15 protein-coding genes and 1 other RNA gene are annotated in these 20532 nt (G+C 39.0%); 1 reads left to right on the forward strand and 15 read right to left on the reverse strand.

Going from position 1 to position 20532, the window contains the following annotated elements:
- Window positions 1–62: 62 nt before the first annotated feature.
- The 4 genes from ssrA to OXPF_RS05620 form a co-directional block, all read right to left on the reverse strand.
- Window positions 63–422: a transfer-messenger RNA gene (gene ssrA, locus OXPF_RS21615) on the reverse strand.
- 28 nt (window positions 423–450) lie between these two features.
- Window positions 451–912, reverse strand: a complete 462-nt coding sequence (gene smpB / locus OXPF_RS05610; protein ID WP_054874230.1) for an SsrA-binding protein SmpB — start codon at window positions 910–912, stop codon at window positions 451–453.
- A 99-nt stretch (window positions 913–1011) separates the two neighbouring features.
- The gene (gene rnr, locus OXPF_RS05615; RefSeq protein WP_083479709.1) at window positions 1012–3126 is read right to left on the reverse strand and encodes a ribonuclease R; all 2115 of its coding nucleotides are present in this window, start codon (window positions 3124–3126) and stop codon (window positions 1012–1014) included.
- 70 nt (window positions 3127–3196) lie between these two features.
- Entirely contained in the window at window positions 3197–3490 is a 294-nt protein-coding gene (locus OXPF_RS05620; protein WP_054874232.1) for a DUF1294 domain-containing protein, read from the reverse strand.
- A 157-nt stretch (window positions 3491–3647) separates the two neighbouring features.
- On the opposite strand from OXPF_RS05620, the gene OXPF_RS05625 reads away from it, so the two are divergent.
- Window positions 3648–5003 carry a hypothetical protein gene (locus OXPF_RS05625; RefSeq protein WP_054874233.1) on the forward strand — a complete coding sequence of 452 codons (1356 nt, stop codon included), beginning with the start codon at window positions 3648–3650 and terminating at the stop codon, window positions 5001–5003.
- 32 nt (window positions 5004–5035) lie between these two features.
- On the opposite strand, the gene OXPF_RS05630 is transcribed toward OXPF_RS05625, so the two are convergent.
- The 11 genes from OXPF_RS05630 to OXPF_RS05680 form a co-directional block, all read right to left on the reverse strand.
- Complete coding sequence (locus tag OXPF_RS05630; RefSeq protein ID WP_054874234.1) at window positions 5036–7069, reverse strand: sodium-translocating pyrophosphatase; 2034 nt, start codon at window positions 7067–7069, stop codon at window positions 5036–5038.
- Between the two features lie 29 nt (window positions 7070–7098).
- A complete protein-coding gene (gene secG, locus OXPF_RS05635; protein WP_054874235.1) occupies window positions 7099–7335 on the reverse strand; it encodes a preprotein translocase subunit SecG in 237 nt (78 codons plus the stop codon).
- Between the two features lie 163 nt (window positions 7336–7498).
- A complete protein-coding gene (eno, locus tag OXPF_RS05640) occupies window positions 7499–8794 on the reverse strand; it encodes a phosphopyruvate hydratase (RefSeq protein ID WP_054874236.1) in 1296 nt (431 codons plus the stop codon).
- 134 nt (window positions 8795–8928) lie between these two features.
- Entirely contained in the window at window positions 8929–10458 is a 1530-nt protein-coding gene (gene gpmI / locus OXPF_RS05645; RefSeq protein WP_054874237.1) for a 2,3-bisphosphoglycerate-independent phosphoglycerate mutase, read from the reverse strand.
- 12 nt (window positions 10459–10470) lie between these two features.
- On the reverse strand, window positions 10471–11217 hold the full coding sequence (gene tpiA / locus OXPF_RS05650; RefSeq protein WP_054874238.1) for a triose-phosphate isomerase: 747 nt from the start codon (window positions 11215–11217) through the stop codon (window positions 10471–10473).
- 2 nt (window positions 11218–11219) lie between these two features.
- Window positions 11220–12413 carry a phosphoglycerate kinase gene (locus tag OXPF_RS05655; RefSeq protein ID WP_054874239.1) on the reverse strand — a complete coding sequence of 398 codons (1194 nt, stop codon included), beginning with the start codon at window positions 12411–12413 and terminating at the stop codon, window positions 11220–11222.
- Window positions 12414–12491: 78 nt separating this feature from the next.
- Window positions 12492–13502, reverse strand: coding sequence for a type I glyceraldehyde-3-phosphate dehydrogenase (gap, locus tag OXPF_RS05660; RefSeq protein WP_054874240.1), 1011 nt, complete (start codon window positions 13500–13502; stop codon window positions 12492–12494).
- Between the two features lie 63 nt (window positions 13503–13565).
- Entirely contained in the window at window positions 13566–14597 is a 1032-nt protein-coding gene (locus tag OXPF_RS05665) for a sugar-binding transcriptional regulator (RefSeq protein WP_054874241.1), read from the reverse strand.
- A gap of 175 nt (window positions 14598–14772) precedes the next feature.
- Complete coding sequence (gene rpoN / locus OXPF_RS05670) at window positions 14773–16128, reverse strand: RNA polymerase factor sigma-54 (protein ID WP_054874242.1); 1356 nt, start codon at window positions 16126–16128, stop codon at window positions 14773–14775.
- A 144-nt stretch (window positions 16129–16272) separates the two neighbouring features.
- Window positions 16273–19356: a sialate O-acetylesterase gene (locus OXPF_RS05675; RefSeq protein ID WP_054874243.1), complete on the reverse strand. Its 3084-nt coding sequence runs from the start codon at window positions 19354–19356 to the stop codon at window positions 16273–16275.
- A gap of 46 nt (window positions 19357–19402) precedes the next feature.
- Complete coding sequence (locus OXPF_RS05680; protein WP_152967704.1) at window positions 19403–20530, reverse strand: glycosyl hydrolase; 1128 nt, start codon at window positions 20528–20530, stop codon at window positions 19403–19405.
- Window positions 20531–20532 lie beyond the last annotated feature (2 nt).

A 20532-nucleotide genomic window follows, 5' to 3' on the forward strand; every position in this document is an offset into this window, starting at 1 on the left:
AAGTTTTAAACAAGTAAAAGGACTTAAATCACGAAGTTCAAGTCCTTTTGCTTCATTTTAATTGGTGGAGGCGAGGGGAGTTGAACCCCTGTCCGAAAGTCAGAAAACCCGAGTTTCTCCGAGCGCAGTCAATGAATTAACATTCCCTCCGTCAGTCTCCCACTGACAGGATACTGACTTCAGTAGCTTCATAAATTCCGTTCTTTACTCAAAGCTTTGTAAAGCGCGGTGCCCCACTAATCGACGCCCAATCCCCGGCCGTGGGATTCCAGGGTTGAACGAGCTGCCTAAATTAGGCTGCTAATGCTAAATTATCGTTAGCGTTTATTGTTTGTCCCCAGCTTTTTAACGTGGCACCGAAGACCAAACCACGGCTCGCTTATCGAATCACCCATACCCCCGTCGAAACCAAATACGCCCCCGTATTATATGAATCTCCGCTAACAGGTATTATTGATTCCTTGATTTAAATTCCTTTTCCACTTCTCTTTGGGCATCCTTTTTAGCCATGTCTTCCCTTTTGTCGTAGAGCTTCTTGCCCTTGGCGACAGCCAGGCTTACTTTGACAAGCCCGCGTTTGAGATAAAGTGACAGTGGTATTAATGAATATCCTTTTTGTGCAATATACCCGGCAAGCTTTCCTATCTCATTCCTGTGAAGTAGAAGCTTTCTGTCCCTTAATGGGTCACGATTATAGATGTTGCCCTTTTCATAAGGACTTACATGCATATTATAGAGTATAACCTCACCGTTTTCAACCATGGCATAGCTGTCTTTTAAATTGGCCTTACCCTGCCTTATGGACTTTACTTCGGTACCTGATAAGGATATGCCCGCTTCATAGGTTTCTTCTATAAAATAGTCATGTCTTGCTTTTCTGTTTTCTGCCAGGTTCTTTCTTGTTTCACTCATAATACCACCTGAATTTAATTTGATTTTAAAATATTGAGATTCAGAGTTTAATTATAACACATCTTTGTATTATGTCAACATTCTAATAGCCCTAGAAAATTACTCTTCCAGGACGAAATCGATGGTTCTTTCATCGACATTGACCTTGGATACCTTTATCTTTACTAAATCACCAAGCCTGTAAATTTTTCTTTTGACCTCGCCTATGAATGAGTGATGTTTTTCATCATGAAAATAGTAATCATCTACCAGGCTGCTTACATGGACCAAGCCTTCGATTGTGTTCTCAAGCTCAACAAACATGCCAAAAGGAGTTACACTGGTTATAATACCGTCGTATACCTCACCGATTCTATCCTGCATGTATTCGGCTTTCTTTAAATCATCAACTTCTCTTTCGGCTTCCGTAGCTGTAATTTCTGTCTCACTTGACTGCTTTGCAGCGTATTTTACAAAGCCCTCAAGCTTCTTTATCCTCTTATCCGTTAAGCTGTCATTCAAAAACTCTCTTATAATCCTATGGATTGTAAGATCAGGATACCTTCTTATAGGAGAGGTAAAATGGGTATAATACTTTGCGGCAAGCCCGAAGTGCCCTAAACACTCAGGGGAATATTTAGCTTTTCTCAGTGAGCGAAGCATAAGTGTGTTTATTATAACCTCTTCTTTTTTGCCGGCAACTTTTTGTATTATATCCTGAAGCGCTTTAGGATGAATGTCGCTTATTCCTTTGACATAGTATCCGAAATTGTGTATGAACTCATTAAATGCTTCCATCTTGTCAGGGTCCGGATCTTCATGAATTCTGTATATGAAGGGAAGCTCAGTCCAATACATATGCTCGGCTACGGTTTCATTTGCAACAAGCATGAATTCTTCAATAACCATGTTGGCAATTTCTCTTGTATATGGGCGGACATCTATGGGCTTACCCCTGTCATCAAGAGTAATCTTACTTTCGGGAAAATCAAAGTCTATACTTCCTCTTGCCATCCTTTTCTTCCTTAGTATACCGCAAAGCTCTTCCATGAGCTTGAAATCATCAATGAGATAATCATATCTCTTTGTTACTTCCGGGTCATTATCCTTTAATATTTTGGTGACATCGGTATATGTCATTCTCTCATTAGTTTTTATTATACTTTCAAATATTCTGTGGTCCACGACCTTGCCCGCTCCATCTATCTCCATCATGCAGGTCATGGTCAGCCTGTCGACCTTGGGATTCAGACTGCATATACCGTTCGACAGCTTTTTAGGCAGCATGGGCACTACCCTGTCTATAAGGTATACACTGGTTCCCCTTATCTGGGCTTCTTTATCGATTGGGTCATTTTCTCTTACATAATAGCTTACATCGGCGATATGAACTCCTAATTTGTAATTGCCGTTAGAAAGCTTTTCTATGGATACGGCGTCATCTAAGTCCTTTGCATCTTCACCGTCTATTGTAACTATTTTAAGATTTCTTAAATCTTCTCTTCTTTCATATTCCCGCTGCGGTATGGTTTCTGATATGGCCTCTGCCGCACTTTGCACATCTTCAGGAAATTCTTCGGGAAGGCCGTATTTCCTGATAACAGATAGTATATCTATTCCCGGCTGTCCTTTATGGCCTAATATTTCTATTATTTTGCCCTCGGGATTACGCCTGGGTTCAGGCCATTTAGTTATCTCCACAACAACTTTGTGACCTGTTTCTGCGCCGTTAATTTCGGTTTTAGGCACAAAAATGTCCTGTGATATCCTCTTGTCATCGGGTATGACAAATCCAAAGTGATTGTTACTCTCAAAGGTACCGATAACCTGATTGGTGGCTCTTTTAATTATCCTTATTATTTCACCTTCGGCCCTTTTGCCGCCTTCCTTGCTTTTAGTAATCTTTCCTATTACTCTGTCATTGTTCATGGCTCCGTTCATACTGTCTGCAGATATATAAATATCCACCATGTTTTCATCGTCTGGTATTATAAAACCAAAGCCCTTCTGATGGCCTTGAAGCTTTCCTACCACCAGGTTCATCCTCTCAGGTACTCCGTATCTGTTTTTTCTTGTTTTGATTATCAGGCCTTCGGCTTCCATTTCATTAAGCATTTCATAAAAGCTGCTTCTCTCGCTTTTCTTTACTTCAAATAATTCCGCCATCTGGTCGGCTAACATGGGATTATAAGCAGATTCTTTCATGAAATTAAGTATATCTTCCTTATTTTTCAAAATAATTCCTCCATTATCTAAATTGTACTATTTTTTATTATACTGATTTTTATAAATATCTATACTTAAACTAAATTATTCTATAAATTACATACGCAAAAGCAACTATGTTCAAAATGACTATGGCCGGAATCCCATATTTGAATTTATTGTGCAGGGTTTTATGATGAAAAAGCCTCATTCCGCTGTAAATTCCCAATGCTCCACCTATTATTGCAGTTATAAAAATACTCTTTTCAGGTACTCTCCACTTCTTTCTAGCTGACTTCCATTTGTCGATTCCCATAATAAAAAATGCGTATGCATTAATTACAAGAATATAGGCCAAAACATATATATATGCATTCTTAAGGAACTTATCCATTATATTCCTACCTCCTCGGATATTTATATATTACTTCACCTCTAATTTATATTCAACTAGACATTTTGAGACTTAATTGTTAACTTATTTTGTACATCTAAATTTTGTAAAGGTAATCACAAACAAATGTCGAATATATTTTTACGGAGGGATTACCATGAGAAAGGCACTGCAAGTTCTGTTTTTCAGTATAATTTTCTTATTTTTTATAGACACATTGGCTTATGCCAACATAGCACCCTTAAGAGTTAAGGATGAAGGCGTTGAGCCTATGGAAAATTCCCCTGTTAAAATTGAGTCGGCCGAAATCACTGTTCAGCCTGATAATACGGGGTTTAAATTCAACTGCAATTATGTTCTTAAAGGTTTTACTGACAGCGAAGATCTCTTAATCGGTATTCCGGGAGACTTAGGATACACACTGGAAGCCGGATATATCGAGAATATAAATGCTGCGGTTAACGGACGGCCGGTTAATTTTAAAACCTATGATACGGCAAGAGTACTATCAGATGTCTGGAAAAACTACAATTCCCCTCTGCATTTTAAATGGTATACTTTTTCACTGCCAGTTAAGCAAGATACCATAAGCAACATAAGCATAACGTATAATATCAATTGGAAAATCTTTGAACAAAATCAAAGGACCCCATATTACATAGTTCCATTTCTCATGTCCACCGACAAACTTTTCGGAGACAGCATAGGCTCTTACAAAATAAGCTACTTATCCGGTTTAAATGATACTATAAGTCCGCCGGATACAAAGGTAATGATAAATTCCATGCTGGAACCTAACATAATTTCCCGGGCAATATTAATGCCCTCTTCGACAGAAGGAGAAATATCCTGGAAGTTTGAATCGCCCGATGAGTTTCAGGATTACAGGCTGGTGGTACTATCTTACAGTAAATTGTCGTCGGAATTTACCGAAAGCCTTAAATTAGATGCTGCAGTAATTCAGGAATTAAAATGGGCAATCCTTAATAATAATTTGGAAAGGCTGGCATCTATTTTTGAAGATATTGCAAAACAAAATATCACCGGCAGTTTAAAAAGCTCGGAATTAGGTACTGCAGCCTATCTTTCCTCCGAATATTATTACAGAATGGGAAGACTCAGCAAAGCTTTGGAAATGCTCTCCCTCCCGGATAAAACAAACATCTGGCCCTGGGACATAAAATATCAGTATATACATTCTTTGAGCTTAAGCGAAAGAGGGGAATATACAGAGCTTTTAGAAGAGTTAACAAAGCTTTATCAGAATAAAGATTTTATTTTACTCACAGGATATGCGGAAAGCGAAATAGAAGCTTTGACAGAAATACTAAATAAACAGGAAATGGAAAGTAAAGCAGCTGAGGAATTAAAAATTCCTGAAGTCACGCCTGTGCCAACAGACGAAAAAACAGACAATGCAATTCATATCAGATACTGGTTTATCATAATTCCGCTTTGCATTATAATAATAGTTTTGTTATGGATAATATATATTAAACTGAAAAAAAGGTAAAACAAAAGGAGCGGATAACCGCTCCTATTATTTTACTTCAATATATTAAGTAGTAAACCGCCGTATTTTAAGAATACAGGTGCAAATACCAATGAAACAATTGTCATAAGCTTTATCAATATATTCATTGAAGGACCTGATGTATCCTTGAAGGGGTCACCTACTGTATCACCTATAACTGCTGCCTGGTGAGTAGGGCTTCCTTTACCGCCATGAGCTCCTGTTTCGATGTATTTCTTGGCATTATCCCAGGCACCGCCTGAATTGGACATCTGTATAGCCATGAGAACGCCCGTTACAACTGCTCCAGCTATAAGTCCGCCCAAAGCTGCCGGTCCTAAGAGTATCCCAACTACCAAAGGTATAACAACTGCAAGAACTCCGGGAAGCACCATTTCTTTAAGCGCGGCTCCTGTTGAAATGTCTACGCATTTTCTGTAGTCAGGCTTGCCTGTTCCTTCCATAATTCCGGGGATTTCTTTAAACTGACGCCTTACTTCTTCTATCATCTGGTTTGCGGCTTTACCAACAGCTTCCATTGTCATTGCTCCGAATAGGAATGGAAGCATACCGCCAAGAAGAACGCCCACAAGTACCATGGGAGTCAATAAATCTATTGTTGTAAGCTGTACAGCCTGTGAATATGATGCAAACAATGCAAGGGCTGTCAATGCTGCTGAACCTATTGCAAAACCTTTTCCTATAGCTGCTGTTGTATTACCTACTGAGTCAAGCTTATCTGTAACTTCTCTTACCGAATGAGGAAGTCCTGACATTTCAGCTATACCGCCGGCGTTATCTGCAATGGGACCGTATGCGTCAACTGCAACTGTAAGACCGGTTGTGGAGAGCATACCAACTGCAGCAAGCGCAATACCATATAATCCTTTTGCTATTTCCTGAGCATTTTCTGTCCCGCCTGTTATGTAGAAAGATAAAAGAATTGCAATTGCAATAAACAATATAGGCATCATTGTTGAATACATTCCTACTGCAAGACCGCTTATAATAGTTGTGGCAGGCCCTGTTTCAGATTGCTTGGCAATTTTTTTAACGTGTTTAAAATCAGCAGAAGTATATACTTCTGTTATCTGACCTATAAGTGTACCAACTATAAGGCCTGAAGCTACTGCAAAGAAGGGTTTTAAATCCCCTGCAAATAAAACATAGCTTAATATTCCTGCTCCGGCCAGTACTATTATGCTTCCGACATATGTACCGTTTTTTAATGCTTTGTGCGGATTTGCTTTCTCATCGCCTCTTACGAAGAGTGAACCTATGATTGATGCCACAATACCGACAGCTGAAAGAAGCAATGTATAAAGCACGCCTTCTCCTGAAGCATAAACTACAGCCCCCAATGTGACTGCAGATATAATAGCACCGCAGTATGATTCAAACAAGTCAGCGCCCATTCCGGCAACGTCACCGACGTTATCACCAACGTTATCGGCAATAACTGCAGGGTTTCTTGGATCATCTTCAGGAATTCCGGCTTCTACCTTACCGACAAGGTCAGCTCCAACATCGGCAGCTTTAGTAAATATACCGCCGCCAACACGGGCAAAAAGTGCTATGGAGCTTGCCCCTAGCCCAAAGCCTGTAACTATGCTGGCATCTTTAAATATCAAATAAAATAAACCTACTCCTAAAAGTCCGAGCCCTGCAACTGACATTCCCATAACGGCACCGCCGGAAAAAGCAATTTCCAATGCCTTATTCTGCCCGTGCTGTGCTGCATTTGCAGTTCTTACATTTGCTTTAGTAGCAACCTGCATCCCGAAGTATCCGGCGCCTATTGAAAAAACAGCCCCGGCTAAAAAAGCTAATGCAGTATATACATTTATAAGAAGACCTACAACTATAATTACTACAACTATAAATACAGCCAGCGTCTTATACTCTCTGGTTAAAAAAGCCATTGCCCCTTCATGAATATAACCTGCTATTTCTTTCATACGGTCATTACCGGCTTCTGCTTTGCTTATCTTTGATGCAAGAAATGCAGCAAATAATAAACCTAATATTCCCGCAACGGGAGCAAGGATCAGTAAATTGTTATCCATTTATACCATGGCCTCCTTAATTTATTGAATTATTTGCCTCCTAGTACAACCAGTGCAATAGAAGTTATGATGAAAAGAACCATAAAAGCTGCGGTAGCTTTAGCAAGTTTTCCTTCATAGCTCCTGCCTTTATTCTTTCCGAAAAATGTCTCGGCTCCACCCTGCACAATACCTGCAATTCCTTGAACTTTACTGGACTGTAAAAGTATAACAGCCATTAATACAAGGCAGGTAATGATGTGGAGTATGGTAAACAATGTCAGCATGTGTCACCCTCCTTTAAGTTTAGAAAATTATAATCGATAAATTCCATAACTAAAATTTTACCATAGGCTTTAATAAAACACAATATAAACGCAGTAGGTTGTAGTTGTCCTTTTATGCTATTTTTTTGTATTTTTCCTCTATTATATCCATAAATATGCTATACTATTTCAGGTTATAAAACGCATTTTCACCTAAATATTCTGCAGCATCACCTAACTCTTCCTCAATTCTTAAAAGCTGGTTGTATTTTGCCACACGTTCGCTTCTTGAAGGCGCTCCAGTTTTAATCTGCCCGGCATTTACTGCCACTACAAGATCTGCTATGGTAGTGTCTTCAGTTTCACCTGAACGGTGGGACACAACCGCCGTATATCCTGCCCTTTCAGCCATTTCTATAGTATTTAAGGTTTCTGTAAGAGTACCTATCTGATTTAATTTTATAAGCACGGAATTTGCCACTTTAAGCTCTATTCCTTTTTTAACCCTTTGGGTATTGGTTACGAATAAATCATCTCCTACCAGCTGGATTTTTCCTCCTAAGCGTTGAGTTAATGCTTTCCAGCCATCCCAATCTTCTTCAGACAAACCGTCTTCCAAAGACACTATAGGATATTTATTAACAAGGGACTCATAATAATCCACCATTTCATAGGATGTATACACCTTACCTTCTCCTTCAAGGTGGTATTTATTATCTTCCTTGAAGAATTCGGTAGCTGCCGCGTCTATTGCTATTGATATATCGCTGCCTGCCTTATATCCTGCTTTTTCAACAGCTTCCAATATTATCTTTATAGCTTCTTCATTGGAGCTTAAATTGGGTGCAAAGCCGCCTTCATCTCCAACCCCTGTTGCCAATCCCTTTTTGTTAAGTATACCCTTTAATGTATGAAAGGTTTCGGAGCACATTCTTAAAGCCTCAGAAAAGGATTTTGCCCCTACAGGCATAATCATAAACTCCTGTATATCAACATTATTATCCGCATGCTTTCCGCCATTTAATATATTCATCATGGGAATAGGCAATACTTTGGACTTTACTCCTCCGATGTATTGGTAAAGACTTAAGCCCAGTGACTGGGCGGCAGCTTTCGCACAGGCCAAGGATACCGCAAGTATTGCATTGGCTCCCAGCCTTGCCTTATTGGGAGTTCCGTCAAGCTCAATCATCATTTTGTCAATGAGAGTCTGGTCATACACATTCATTCCTACAAGGCGTGGACTTATTTCATTATTTACGTTATCAACTGCATTCTGCACACCTTTTCCTTTATACCTATCGGCATCTCCGTCTCTTAATTCAACTGCTTCGAAAGCTCCTGTTGAGGCACCTGAGGGCGCGGCGGCACGGCCTATGCTGTCATCTTCTAAAATAACTTCCACTTCTATTGTCGGGTTAGCCCTGGAATCTAATACTTCTCTTGCATACACATCGATTATTTCAAGATAAGTTTTCATAAAAATCTCCTTTCAAAATACCTTATATCTCTTTCATGCAATTTTATTTTAAACAAATATGCCATAAAAAGCAAAATATAGTGCTTATAAGCACTATATTTTAGTATATACATTATTGCAATTATTAATTAAAATTATATTATAAGATTTTGTCCTGTCATCTCTTCAGGCACAGGAATATCCATCATAGCTAAAAGAGTAGGGGCAATATCTGAGAGCTTTCCGCCTTCAAGAAGCTTTACATTTCCCTCGCCTATAATTATAAATGGAACAGGGTTTGTAGAGTGGGCTGTCTGCTTTTCTCCCGTAACATGATCTATCATATCTTCTACATTACCGTGGTCCGCCGTAATAATGATTGAACCTCCGACTTTCAGAACCTCATCAACAACTCTTCCAACACAGCTGTCCACTGCTTCCACTGCCTTAATTCCCGCATCAAGCATCCCCGTATGTCCTACCATATCAGGATTTGCATAATTAACTATAATGACATCGTATTTCTTAGATTTTATATTTTCAATCAGTACATCTGTTACTTCATATACGCTCATTTCAGGCTTCATATCATAAGTAGGCACTTTAGGGGAAGGAATTAAAATCCTGTCCTCGCCTTCATAGGGCGGTTCAATTCCCCCGTTGAAGAAAAATGTTACATGGGCATATTTTTCGGTCTCGGCAATTCTTAATTGCTTCAAGCCCAATTTGCTTAAATATTCTCCTAAAGTATTTGCATAGCTCTCGGGCTTATAAGCAACTTCAACATTTTCCAATGTTTCGTCATATTGAGTCATGGTTACAAAATAAGTTTTGAAGTATTCCCTTTCAAAACCGGAAAAGTTAACATCAGCAATTGCTCTGGTCAGTTCTCTGGCCCTGTCCGGCCTGAAATTAAAGAATATCACCGAATCATTTTCTCCGATAACTGCCCTGGGCTCCCCATTTTCGGAAATAACATATGGTAATACAAACTCATCTGTCTTATTGTCTTTATAAGAAATATCTATGGCTTCCACTGCCGATTCTGCGGCTTCGCCCTGTCCCTTTACCAGAGCATTATAGGCTAAATTTACCCTTTCCCATCTTTTATCCCTGTCCATTGCATAGTAGCGTCCCGATATGGTGGCAATCTTGCCTACTCCTGTTTCCTCCATATATTTCTCAAGATCTATTATAAAATCTCTTGCACTTTTAGGGGCTACATCCCTGCCGTCTAAAAAGCAGTGCACGTAAACATCCTTAAGCCCGTTATCTTTTGAAAGCTTAATAAGTGCTTTTATATGGTCTATATGGCTGTGGACTCCGCCGTCAGATAAAAGCCCTATTAAATGAAGCTTTGTCCCTTTATACAATGCATTTTTAACGGCATTTAAAAATGCTTGATTTTTTAAAAACCCGCCGGTCTTTATTTCCATATTGATTCTGCTTAATTCCTGATATATGACTCTTCCTGCACCGATATTCAAGTGCCCTACTTCAGAATTTCCCATTTGTTCTTCCGGAAGTCCTACATTTAATCCACTGGCACTTATTACAGTATGGGGATAATTTTTCAGTATATTATCCATATTAGGTATCTTTGCATTTAATATGGCATTTCCTTCTTTTATATTGCTAAGACCCCATCCATCCAAAATCATCAATAAGCATAGTTTCTTCTTCATTAAATATCCCCCTTAGAAGTTAACGATTGCTGCAAATTCATCAACCTTTAAACTTGCTCCTCCTACAAGGGCACCGTCAATATCGCTCTGTGCCATCTGTTCTTTTATAGTTGAGGGCTTTACGCTGCCGCCGTATTGAATCCTCATCTTTTCAGCTGATTCCTTCCCATACATTTGGGCAACTTTATCCCTGATATATTTTATGACGCTATTTGCATCCTGTGCTGTGGCGGTTTTCCCCGTGCCAATGGCCCAAATGGGCTCATAGGCTACTATAAGCTCTTCTATCTGCTCGGATGTAAGATTAGCAAGTCCTTTTTTAATCTGGTTTCCGATAATTTCAAAGGTGCTGTTACTTTCCCTCTCGTTTAAGGTTTCTCCGACACAGACAATAGGTATAAGGCCATGTTTATATGCCGCCAGCACTTTTTTGTTTACCATGTCGTCGGTTTCGGCAAAATACTGCCTTCGCTCAGAGTGTCCTATGATTACATATTTTACTCCTAAATGTTTTAACATCACAGGAGATATTTCACCGGTATAGGCACCCTGATCTTCAAAATGCATATTTTGTGCTCCAACATCTATATTGGTACCCTTAAGCTCCTGTACAACTGCTGCAAGGCTTAAAAAGGTCGGACAGACCACTACCTGGCATTTTGCCTTTGAAACTTCGTCTTTAAGCCCCTTTACAAGTTCCAATGATTCCTCAAGAGTTTTATGCATTTTCCAGTTACCTGCAATTATCGGCGTTCTCATATCTATACCTCCTCTAAAACGGCAATGCCGGGAAGTTCCAATCCCTCTAAAAATTCCAGGGAAGCTCCTCCGCCTGTTGAAATGTGAGTCATTTTATCTGCATATCCCAATTGTTCAACAGCGGCAGCAGAATCTCCTCCGCCTATTATCGTTGTGCCTGAAACCCTGCTCAATGCTTCGGCAATGGCTTTTGTGCCAACAGCAAAGGCGGGCATTTCAAAGACTCCCATGGGTCCGTTCCATACAACGGTTTTTGCATCCTTTATTTCCTGCTTAAACAATTCCACCGTCCTTGGACCGATATCAAGTCCCATATAATCTTCCGGTATTTTATCTATATCAACTACTCTATGCTCCGCATCGGCTTTGAATTCTGAAGCTGCAACAGTGTCAACTGGAAGGAGAAGTTTTACACCCTTTGCTTTTGCCTTTTCAAGCATTTCTTTTGCATAATCCATCTTTTCAGCCTCTAAAAGAGACTTCCCTATTTCTCCGCCGGAGGCTTTCACAAAGGTATATGCCATTCCTCCGCCTATAACTATTTTATCGACCTTTTCTAAAAGGTTGTTGATAACTCCTATTTTATCCGAAACCTTTGCTCCACCTAATATGGCAACAAAAGGCCTGTCGGGATTATCCAAAGCCTTTCCCATTACGGCTATTTCCTTCTCAATTAAAAATCCTGCAACTGCCGGCAAAAAATCAGCGATACCTGCTGTGGATGCATGAGCTCTGTGGGCAGTTCCAAAGGCATCGTTTACGAATATATCTCCCAAACCAGCTAATTTTCTTGCAAATTCCTTATCGTTCTTGGTTTCGCCTTTTACAAATCTGACATTTTCAAGGAGCAGTACTTGCCCTTCTTTAAGCTCTTGTGATAGCTTTTTGGCATTTTCGCCTGCAACGTCACCGTCTTCGGCAAAACTGACCTTAAGGTTTAAAAGCTCAGATAACCTTTGGGCAACGGGCTTTAATGAATATTTTTTTTCATATCCCTCTCCCTTAGGCCTTCCTAGATGGGACATAAGTATAATCATGGCGCCGCTATTAATCAAATATTTAATTGTGGGAAGAGCTGCCCTTATGCGTATGTCGTCGGTTATTGCCCCTTCACTGTCCTGGGGTACATTAAAATCGCATCTTACAAGTACTCTCTTACCTTTTGTGGTTACATCCTTCAGGGTCTTTTTATTCATTCATTTCACTCCTCAACATATTCTTTAAAAGAGTGCAACGACTGCATAAAAAATGCAGCCGTTTCATTTTTTTCTCTATTATAATCTTACAGCTATATAGTTAACCAGGTCAACTATTCTGTTTGAATAACCCCATTCATTGTCATACCAAGATACTACCTTCAGCATATTTTTATCCATTACCATGGTTGATAAGCCGTCAATTATGGAAGAATGGGAATCTCCCCTGTAATCAATGGATACCAACGGTTCCTCCGAGTATGCCATAATGCCTTTTAACTGCCCTTCGGCAGCGCTTTTTAATACTGCATTTACTTCCTCCACAGTTGTATTTTCCCTGACTGTGCATACTAAATCAGTAACGGATACGGTGGGGGTAGGAACTCTCATGGCAAATCCGTTGAGCTTTCCTTTAAGCTGAGGCAAAACCAGCGCAACGGCCTTTGCCGCACCTGTTGTGGTAGGAATTATGGATTGTGCCGCTGCTCTGGCTCTTCTTAAGTCGCTGTGAGGCAAATCCAGAATCCTCTGGTCATTTGTATATGAATGAACCGTAGTCATAAGGCCTTTTTCAATGCCGAAGTTCTCATCCAGAACCTTTGCAAAAGGAGCCAAACAGTTTGTGGTGCAGGATGCATTGGATATTACAAAATGCTTATCCGGGTCGTAATCCTTTTCATTGACTCCCATAACTATTGTTATATCTTCTTCCTTTGCAGGCGCACTTATTATTACTTTTTTAGCCCCTGCCTCAATATGGGCTGCGGCCTTGTCCCTTTTTGTAAACAAACCAGTTGATTCCACAACTATATCAACGCCAAGCTTTTCCCAGGGAAGGTTTCTCGGATCCTTTTCAGCTGTTATTTTAACCTCCCTGCCGTTTACTATAAGGCTGTTTTCACCTATTTCCACAGTGCCGTTGAATTTTCCGAAAAGGGAATCGTATTTTAATAAATGTGCCAGTGTAGGGGCATCTGTCAAATCATTTATAGCAACTATTTCAACATCCTTGTTCAATTTTTCCTGTGCGATTTTAAATGCATTTCTACCTATTCTTCCAAAACCATTTATACCTACTTTGATTGTCATAATTTATCCCTCCTGATAATTACCACTATTTATTATTTGTAAAAGCTTATAAAGTTTGCATATTTATTTTCTATGTATCAATTTAACTATTTCCTTGGCAGCACCTTCATCTGTTACAAGGATGCAATTCTTGTTAAAACTCTTTGCTGCTGATATAGCTATGGCTTTACCGGAACCTCCGGCTATTGCCACTATATTATCTATATTTTTTACATTTTCAAAGTTTAAACCTATGGTAGAAGCCTTGCCGACTATATTTCCATCCTTATCGAAGTAATACCCGAAGGCTTCACCCACAGCACCCTTTTCTGTGAGCTCTTCAAACTCTTTGTCACTTAAACCCCGCCTTTTCGCCATCTCATCTGTTCTTCCTATTCCGTGTATCAGCAAGTTCGCATTTTGAATGCTTTCTATTATGTCTTTTATGGAAGGCTCATTTATGATGGTTTCAAAGGTCGCTTTGCTCATTACATCAGGCACATGAAGAAGCTTATATCCTGCACCCAATTTTTCTGCCAGTCTTTGAGCCAATGTGCTTGCCTGGATTTCAACCAGCCTTCCCATACCTCCTCTGGCAGGAACCACCAATAAATTTGATTTATTCATACCTTGAGGCATGCCTTTTACAAGCTCATTTACTGAGGTGCCGCCAGTTACGGCTATAATATCATTATCCTTTATTATTCCTTTAACATATAATGCTCCGGCACGCCCCATTTCCTTTATTACATCTTTATCTTCATCAGCATTTCCCGGCACCACTATTACCTTTTTAAAGCCTAAACCTGATTTTATTGTATCCTCAATAAAGCTTAAACCTTTTATTTCACGGATGAAATCCTTAAGAGAATCAATTATTTCTTCTCCCTCATTTGTCACTGTCATACCGGATTGGTCTATAATCACCAGGCCCTGACCTTTTAAAAAATTAACTTCTGCCCTGACAATCCTCTCTCCCGTTCCGGTTAAATCTGCCAGAGTTCTTCTCCCTAAAGGCTGATTAAAGTATATTGTCCTTAGGATAGTATATCTTTTTTCAAGCAATTCTATTATTTCCGGGACGATTTTTTGCTGTATTGAAATCAGGTTCTTCAAAATTTTTCACCTTCTTCAAAATTTTTCACCACCGCGGACCTTTTTTGTCCCATAACTTTAATTTTGTCCCACTTAATTTATAAAAAATACCCTTAAAAGCAGGGCAAAAAATTTTATCATCGTAAATAATATTAGCACTGCATAAATATATTTTCAATACATTTATGCAGGTGTCTTAAAATCTCTTTCTTTTGCCTGCAGGAGGTATATTCATTTCTTCTCTGTATTTAGCTACAGTACGCCTTTTTATATTTATCCTTTGGTTATTCAAAATATCCGTTATTTTCTGATCTGACAGAGGTCTTCTCTCATTTTCTTTTTCAATTATTTGCTTTATTACTTTTTTTATGGTTTCTGAAGATATGTTATCCTCACCAACGTCTATACCTCTTGTAAAGAAAAATTTAAGGCCGTAGAGCCCCCTTGGTGTCTGCACATACTTTCCGCTTATAGCCCTGCTTACGGTAGATTCGTGCATTTTTATGTCTTCGGCAACATCTTTTAGTGTAAGGGGCTTCAAATAATTTAATCCATTGTCTAAAAAGTCCTTCTGAAAGGAAACTATGGAGCTTACCACATTATAAATAGTATTTTTTCTCTGTTCCAGGCTTTTTATAAGCCATGCTGCTGCATCCATTTTTTTCTTTATGAAATCCTGTGCCTTACTCTCATTATCTTCCATTAAAAGAATACTTTTATAATAGCTGTTTATGGTAAGAGCAGGTATCATCCTGTCATTTACCGAGATCATGTATTTGCCATCCATCTTTTCCACAACTACATCGGGTATTATATATCTTATATGTCCAAAGCTTTCAAAACCTCTTCCGGGTTTTGGCTCCAGACTTTTTATAATGTCTCCGATTTTTTGGGCTTCCTTTAAAGTAATTGACAGTTCTTTAGCTATAAAGTTATATCTGTTATTGCCTATATCCTCCAAATAATTATTTATGACCTTTTCAAGCAAGTAATCCAGCATGTTCATTTCCCTAAGCTGTAAAATCAAGCACTCCGTTATGCTTCTAGCCCCTACTCCGACAGGATCAAAGCCTTGTATTATTTTTATTAGGCCTTCAATTTTTTCATTTTTAATATTAAAATGTTTTGCAATATCCGAAGCATCCGCTCTTAAATATCCGCTGCCGTCTATATTATCTATAATGTATTCCCCAATTTGTACATCCTCGTTATTTCTTACAGCAAGGTGAAGCTGAAACATTAAATGCTCCCTCAATGTGGTCACACTAGGGATGAAATTAATGGGTGATAAGCTTTCATCATTTTCATGATAATTTTCATAGTAATCATAATTTTCAATGGTTTTTATATATTCTTTCCAGTCAATTTTAGGCTCGTCTATAGGCTTTTCATCAGGTAATGATTCCAGCACCGGATTGTCTTCCAACTGTTCCTGAATATATTCGTTAAGTTCAAGAGAAGGCATTTGAAGAAGTTTTATTGCCATCTGAAGCTGCTGGGTCATAACAAGCTTTTGAGTTTGCCGCATGGATAAATCAAAATTCATCTTCATAGCTATCCCTCCTCTAAGGTTAAGGGACACATCTCATTTTTGAGTCCATGCATATATACGTTCTTTGTCCCATAACTTCTATTTCATTATAACACAAAAGGGAAGGATTAAAGGCGTGGTTAATTGTGAGCATGAATATTCTTTTTATTCCACAATGGTATTACCTATAAATTTATACCTTTCAATATCATCCCCGGAGCTTTGTCCTTTGACTGTGTCTACCTCAATGGTATCCTCATCCAGTACCTTGTTCACTTTGCGGGGTTCCCAGCCTCTGGTGTTGTTTCTTATCCAATCGCCAACAGAGAGTCCGTGATGATTGGATTTTATAATAGTCTCTGTGGTACCCTCCTGAGTTATTGAGCTTCCAAGCCTGGATAATCTCTCTATCATATCTCCGGCAGTTTGATCCTTAATGGCATATTCATGAATAACAGTATTCTCATCAATAACAACTATAACCCTGAAAATATTATCTCTCCCTGAATTTACTATGGCATCGTTGTTTATTAGCATATGATTTGTAGCTTTTACAATATTTTCTGTAGTTTTAGGTATGTCAATAATTCTAAAAGGAAGGACCGGAAGATTGACATTATTATAAAGGCTAATGCTTGGATAGTTAACCCAGGCATACCTCACACCTATTGGCTCTAAGATCTCATCACTCCAGATACTCAAAGTGTTGCTTTTTTCATCTATGGCCGCATTTGCCATATGCCATTTACCCTGCTTATCAAGAACCTGAAAATCAAGAGGGGCATTTTTTTTAAAATATATCCTTCCATAATCATAATTAAAGCCTGCAGTTACTTTATTGCCCTCAAACCGATAATATTTAAGTTCAGCACTCCTTTGCTCAATCTGTTTTCCGTATATAAGTCCCATTGCTAAATTTGCAAGGCGTCTGCCAATCTCTTTTTTTTCTTTGGGATGTATTTCTATAGGGTCAGCATCAGATAAGTCTACCGCCGTAACCAGTCCAGTGTTATTAACAGTATTCGCCACCTTCATCTGAACTGCCCGTATTTTTGGCCATTCATTTATATCGTATTCATAATCATTGTGCCCGTAACCTGCCAGCTGGACCAGCATTATGGGCAGATTGGGGTCTTGAAACTCGGCTCTTAAGCCTCGCAAATAATCTCTTAACAAAGGCTCATATTTGTATCCAAGATGGGCGCTGTTTTCCCCCTGATAATAGATAACTCCCTTAATTGCGAAAGGTGTAATAGGTTCCATAAACCCATTCCAGAACCCTGACATAATCGGTTCATTATCCTTCGGGACATAGTTGTTTTCTTGTGCAATTAAATCAGGCATGAATGCTTCGATACTGGTACCTCCATATGTCATCCTTATTATGCCTATAGTAACCTTAGCCAATTCTTCATTATATTCAAGCAATTTTTCTGCAAAAAAGGTCCCTATGGCTGGAGACTCTTTTAACGCCCATTCAGAAGAATGTTCCCATTTGCCAATGCTTGTAAAATTAGGTGTGACAGCCGTAATCTGTTCTCCTGAATAAAATCGCAGATTTGGCTTATTCTTAAATTTTTTGACTGTATCCCCTGCGCCATTGCACTCGCCAAGAAACATTTCCGCATTGGATTGGCCGGCCACAATAAATACCTCACCGACCATTATATCGCTTAGTACAATTTTTTTCTTGTCATTTTCTACAGTTAAAGTATAGGGGCCTCCATAAGATACAGGATCAAGTTCCAAATACCAATGTCCGTTTTTTACAAGGGCGGTCTTAACCTGATTCCTAAACCTGACGGTAATAGTTTCTCCCGAAACACCCCTGCCCCAGATGGGAGCTTTTTTATTCCCCTGCAAGACAGCTCCTGACGATAATATGTGGGGAAGTTCTAAATCATAATTCACTTTTCTAAGACCGGCGTCCAGCATTTTTAATAAAACAGTTGAGGCCTCTGCCCTGCTGATTTTGTTGTTACCCGAAAACCTGAAATCATCATCCAGTATAAAATAACCTTCATAATAGCTATGAATTACAGCGTTCTTGTATTTATCAGGTATATCCATATAATCCTTAATAAAAGATCCATATTTTGTAGTCACTGCTCTTTTACCGTTAAATCTTGCAATCATTAAAGCCGCATCGTATTTTGTAATGGGATTATTATACTCTGAAAATTCATTTTCTTTGATTATTTCCAGCTCTATTCCGCGTTTAATACAATAATCAGTGCTATAAGGCTCTTCTTTTGGATACTTTTCGCCTTTTAGAGCTATCAGCATCTTTAGAAACTGTGATGCCGAAACATTCTCATAAGGCCTAAAATCATTGTCTGAATAAACATTTAATATGCCTTTATTAATCAGATATTTTATTTGTCCGTATGCCTTATTTGATTTTATGTCTTTAGGATTAATAAGTACATATTCCTTCATCTGCCTCTCATATTCTTCAAACCGGTCAATATCATATAGTTTAATGTTATCATACCGCACGACAGGTGAAGTCCCCCATCCGTCATCGGAGTAGCCTGCCATTCCTAAAGCAGGGCCCGTAGCCCCGGACAATATTTTATAACTGGTGTTGTCGGTATATTCAAGCAGCGGTTTGTATTCTTTCATTGGACTTGTAGGGCCGTCAATATAAAATTTTATATTGACATTGTTTTCATTTGTATTTTCAATAACAAGGCGGCCAGTATAATCAATATTTTCCTTTAGCAAATGATACCCTTCAACAAGAGGTTTCATCTTTGTGGGGGCAGAAGTATTTATGATTGCCCATTTAAATTTAAATTGATTTGCAATGGTGTTTTCCATATAGTAAGTAACAGCATAATACTCTTTATCTCTGGAGCGGGGAATGATAACTGCTATTGGCCTGCCGGAATGCCCTTCATTCCCTGCCTTCTGAATATTTATGTTAAACTCCATTGCATAATCCTGTTTATTACCCCATAGTTCATCAGTTAAAACAGCTCTTTGCATATACCGGGCATCACCTAATTCTAAAGCTCCCGTATCTGTTATAGTATTTTTTTGTTCCTTTACATTATTAATCCGCCATATTTCTTTCCCGTTTTTATCTTTGACTATGTTATTATTTAATTTTTTATCGGAGAATGATTCATAGTAATACCATTGAGCGTCCCCTGCACTCAATGATGATTCAGAAGCTTTAGCCCTGAAAGAAAAAATCATAAAAAAAGCTCCAATCAACGAAAAATAAGTTAAATATTTTTTCATAAGCAGGTATCCTCTTTCATAAAATTAAATCACCAGTCAAGTTTCATTACCGGAAGGAAGGAAGCTCATCTCTTGTGATAACTGTTTCATGCAGGTAAGCTTTCTTCAACATCCAGGCTTCCGTATATTCTTCCGAATAGCTTTTTTTATCATCTGCAAGTACCAATTCTTCAGACCATGTTAGATACCATAGCCATTTCGCTCCTGTTTTCAGCATAAGCTCCGGGTCCGGAATCACTCCGGTTTCCGTCAAAGCCACCATTTTATGTGCTCCGGAATATGCTTCTGCCACCTTGAATTCTTCTTGCCTGGGCGAATAATCATGTTTGAGCCCATAGAAGTCTATCCCAACGATATCCACCACATCATCTCCCGGATACCAGTCCTGATGCTCGCCGTTCCATACCCATATCAAATTGTCCAGGCCGTGATAATTCGTGAATCTTTCATACATTATTCTCCACAACTTTTTGTATGGCTCAGGCCCGCGGCTTCCCCACCAGAACCAGCCGCCGGATGCTTCATGTAAAGGCCTCCAGAGTATGGGGACTCCTGCCTTCTGCAATTTTTTTAATTCTTCGGCGATAGCGTCCATGTCCCGTATCATCAGCCGGTACTCTTCAGATTCCACGTTGCGGATTCCTTTTGCAAAATTAAATGTAGTTGCTTCGGTATAAAACCCCCGATACCACTGCTTATCGGGTCTTTTATTAATAAGGCCCGCAGGTGCATTCCAGTGCCAGCAAAAGGTCACAAGCCCTCCTTCATTCCACCACCGGACAGCTCTTTTAATATCAGTTCCATTGGCTCCATATTTCACTCTGGAGGGTGAAGAATCCATAAAATCAAACCCGATGAGGGCAGGCTTCTTTCCCGTCACTTTATAAATTGCATCAACTTCCAATAAATCCTGGGATATATGCTGTCCGGAAAGAACCTTACTTCCATAAATACTTTTCAGGTATTTCATCACTTTTATCATATTGACGTGAGCATCCATCGAAATGTCTTCTTTTTTCTCCATGCCTTGAAATTGTTTTTGGGTAAAGCAGGGGCTGATAATATTTATATCCCAGCCCAAAATGTTAACAATATACATTAACGTCATCAATGAAAAGTAAAATATGATACTTTTTAAAAAAATATTATACTTCAAATTAGCCAGAGTCATCATAA

Source organism: Oxobacter pfennigii (assembly GCF_001317355.1).
In the GTDB taxonomy this organism is placed as follows: Bacteria; Bacillota; Clostridia; order Clostridiales; family Oxobacteraceae; genus Oxobacter; species Oxobacter pfennigii.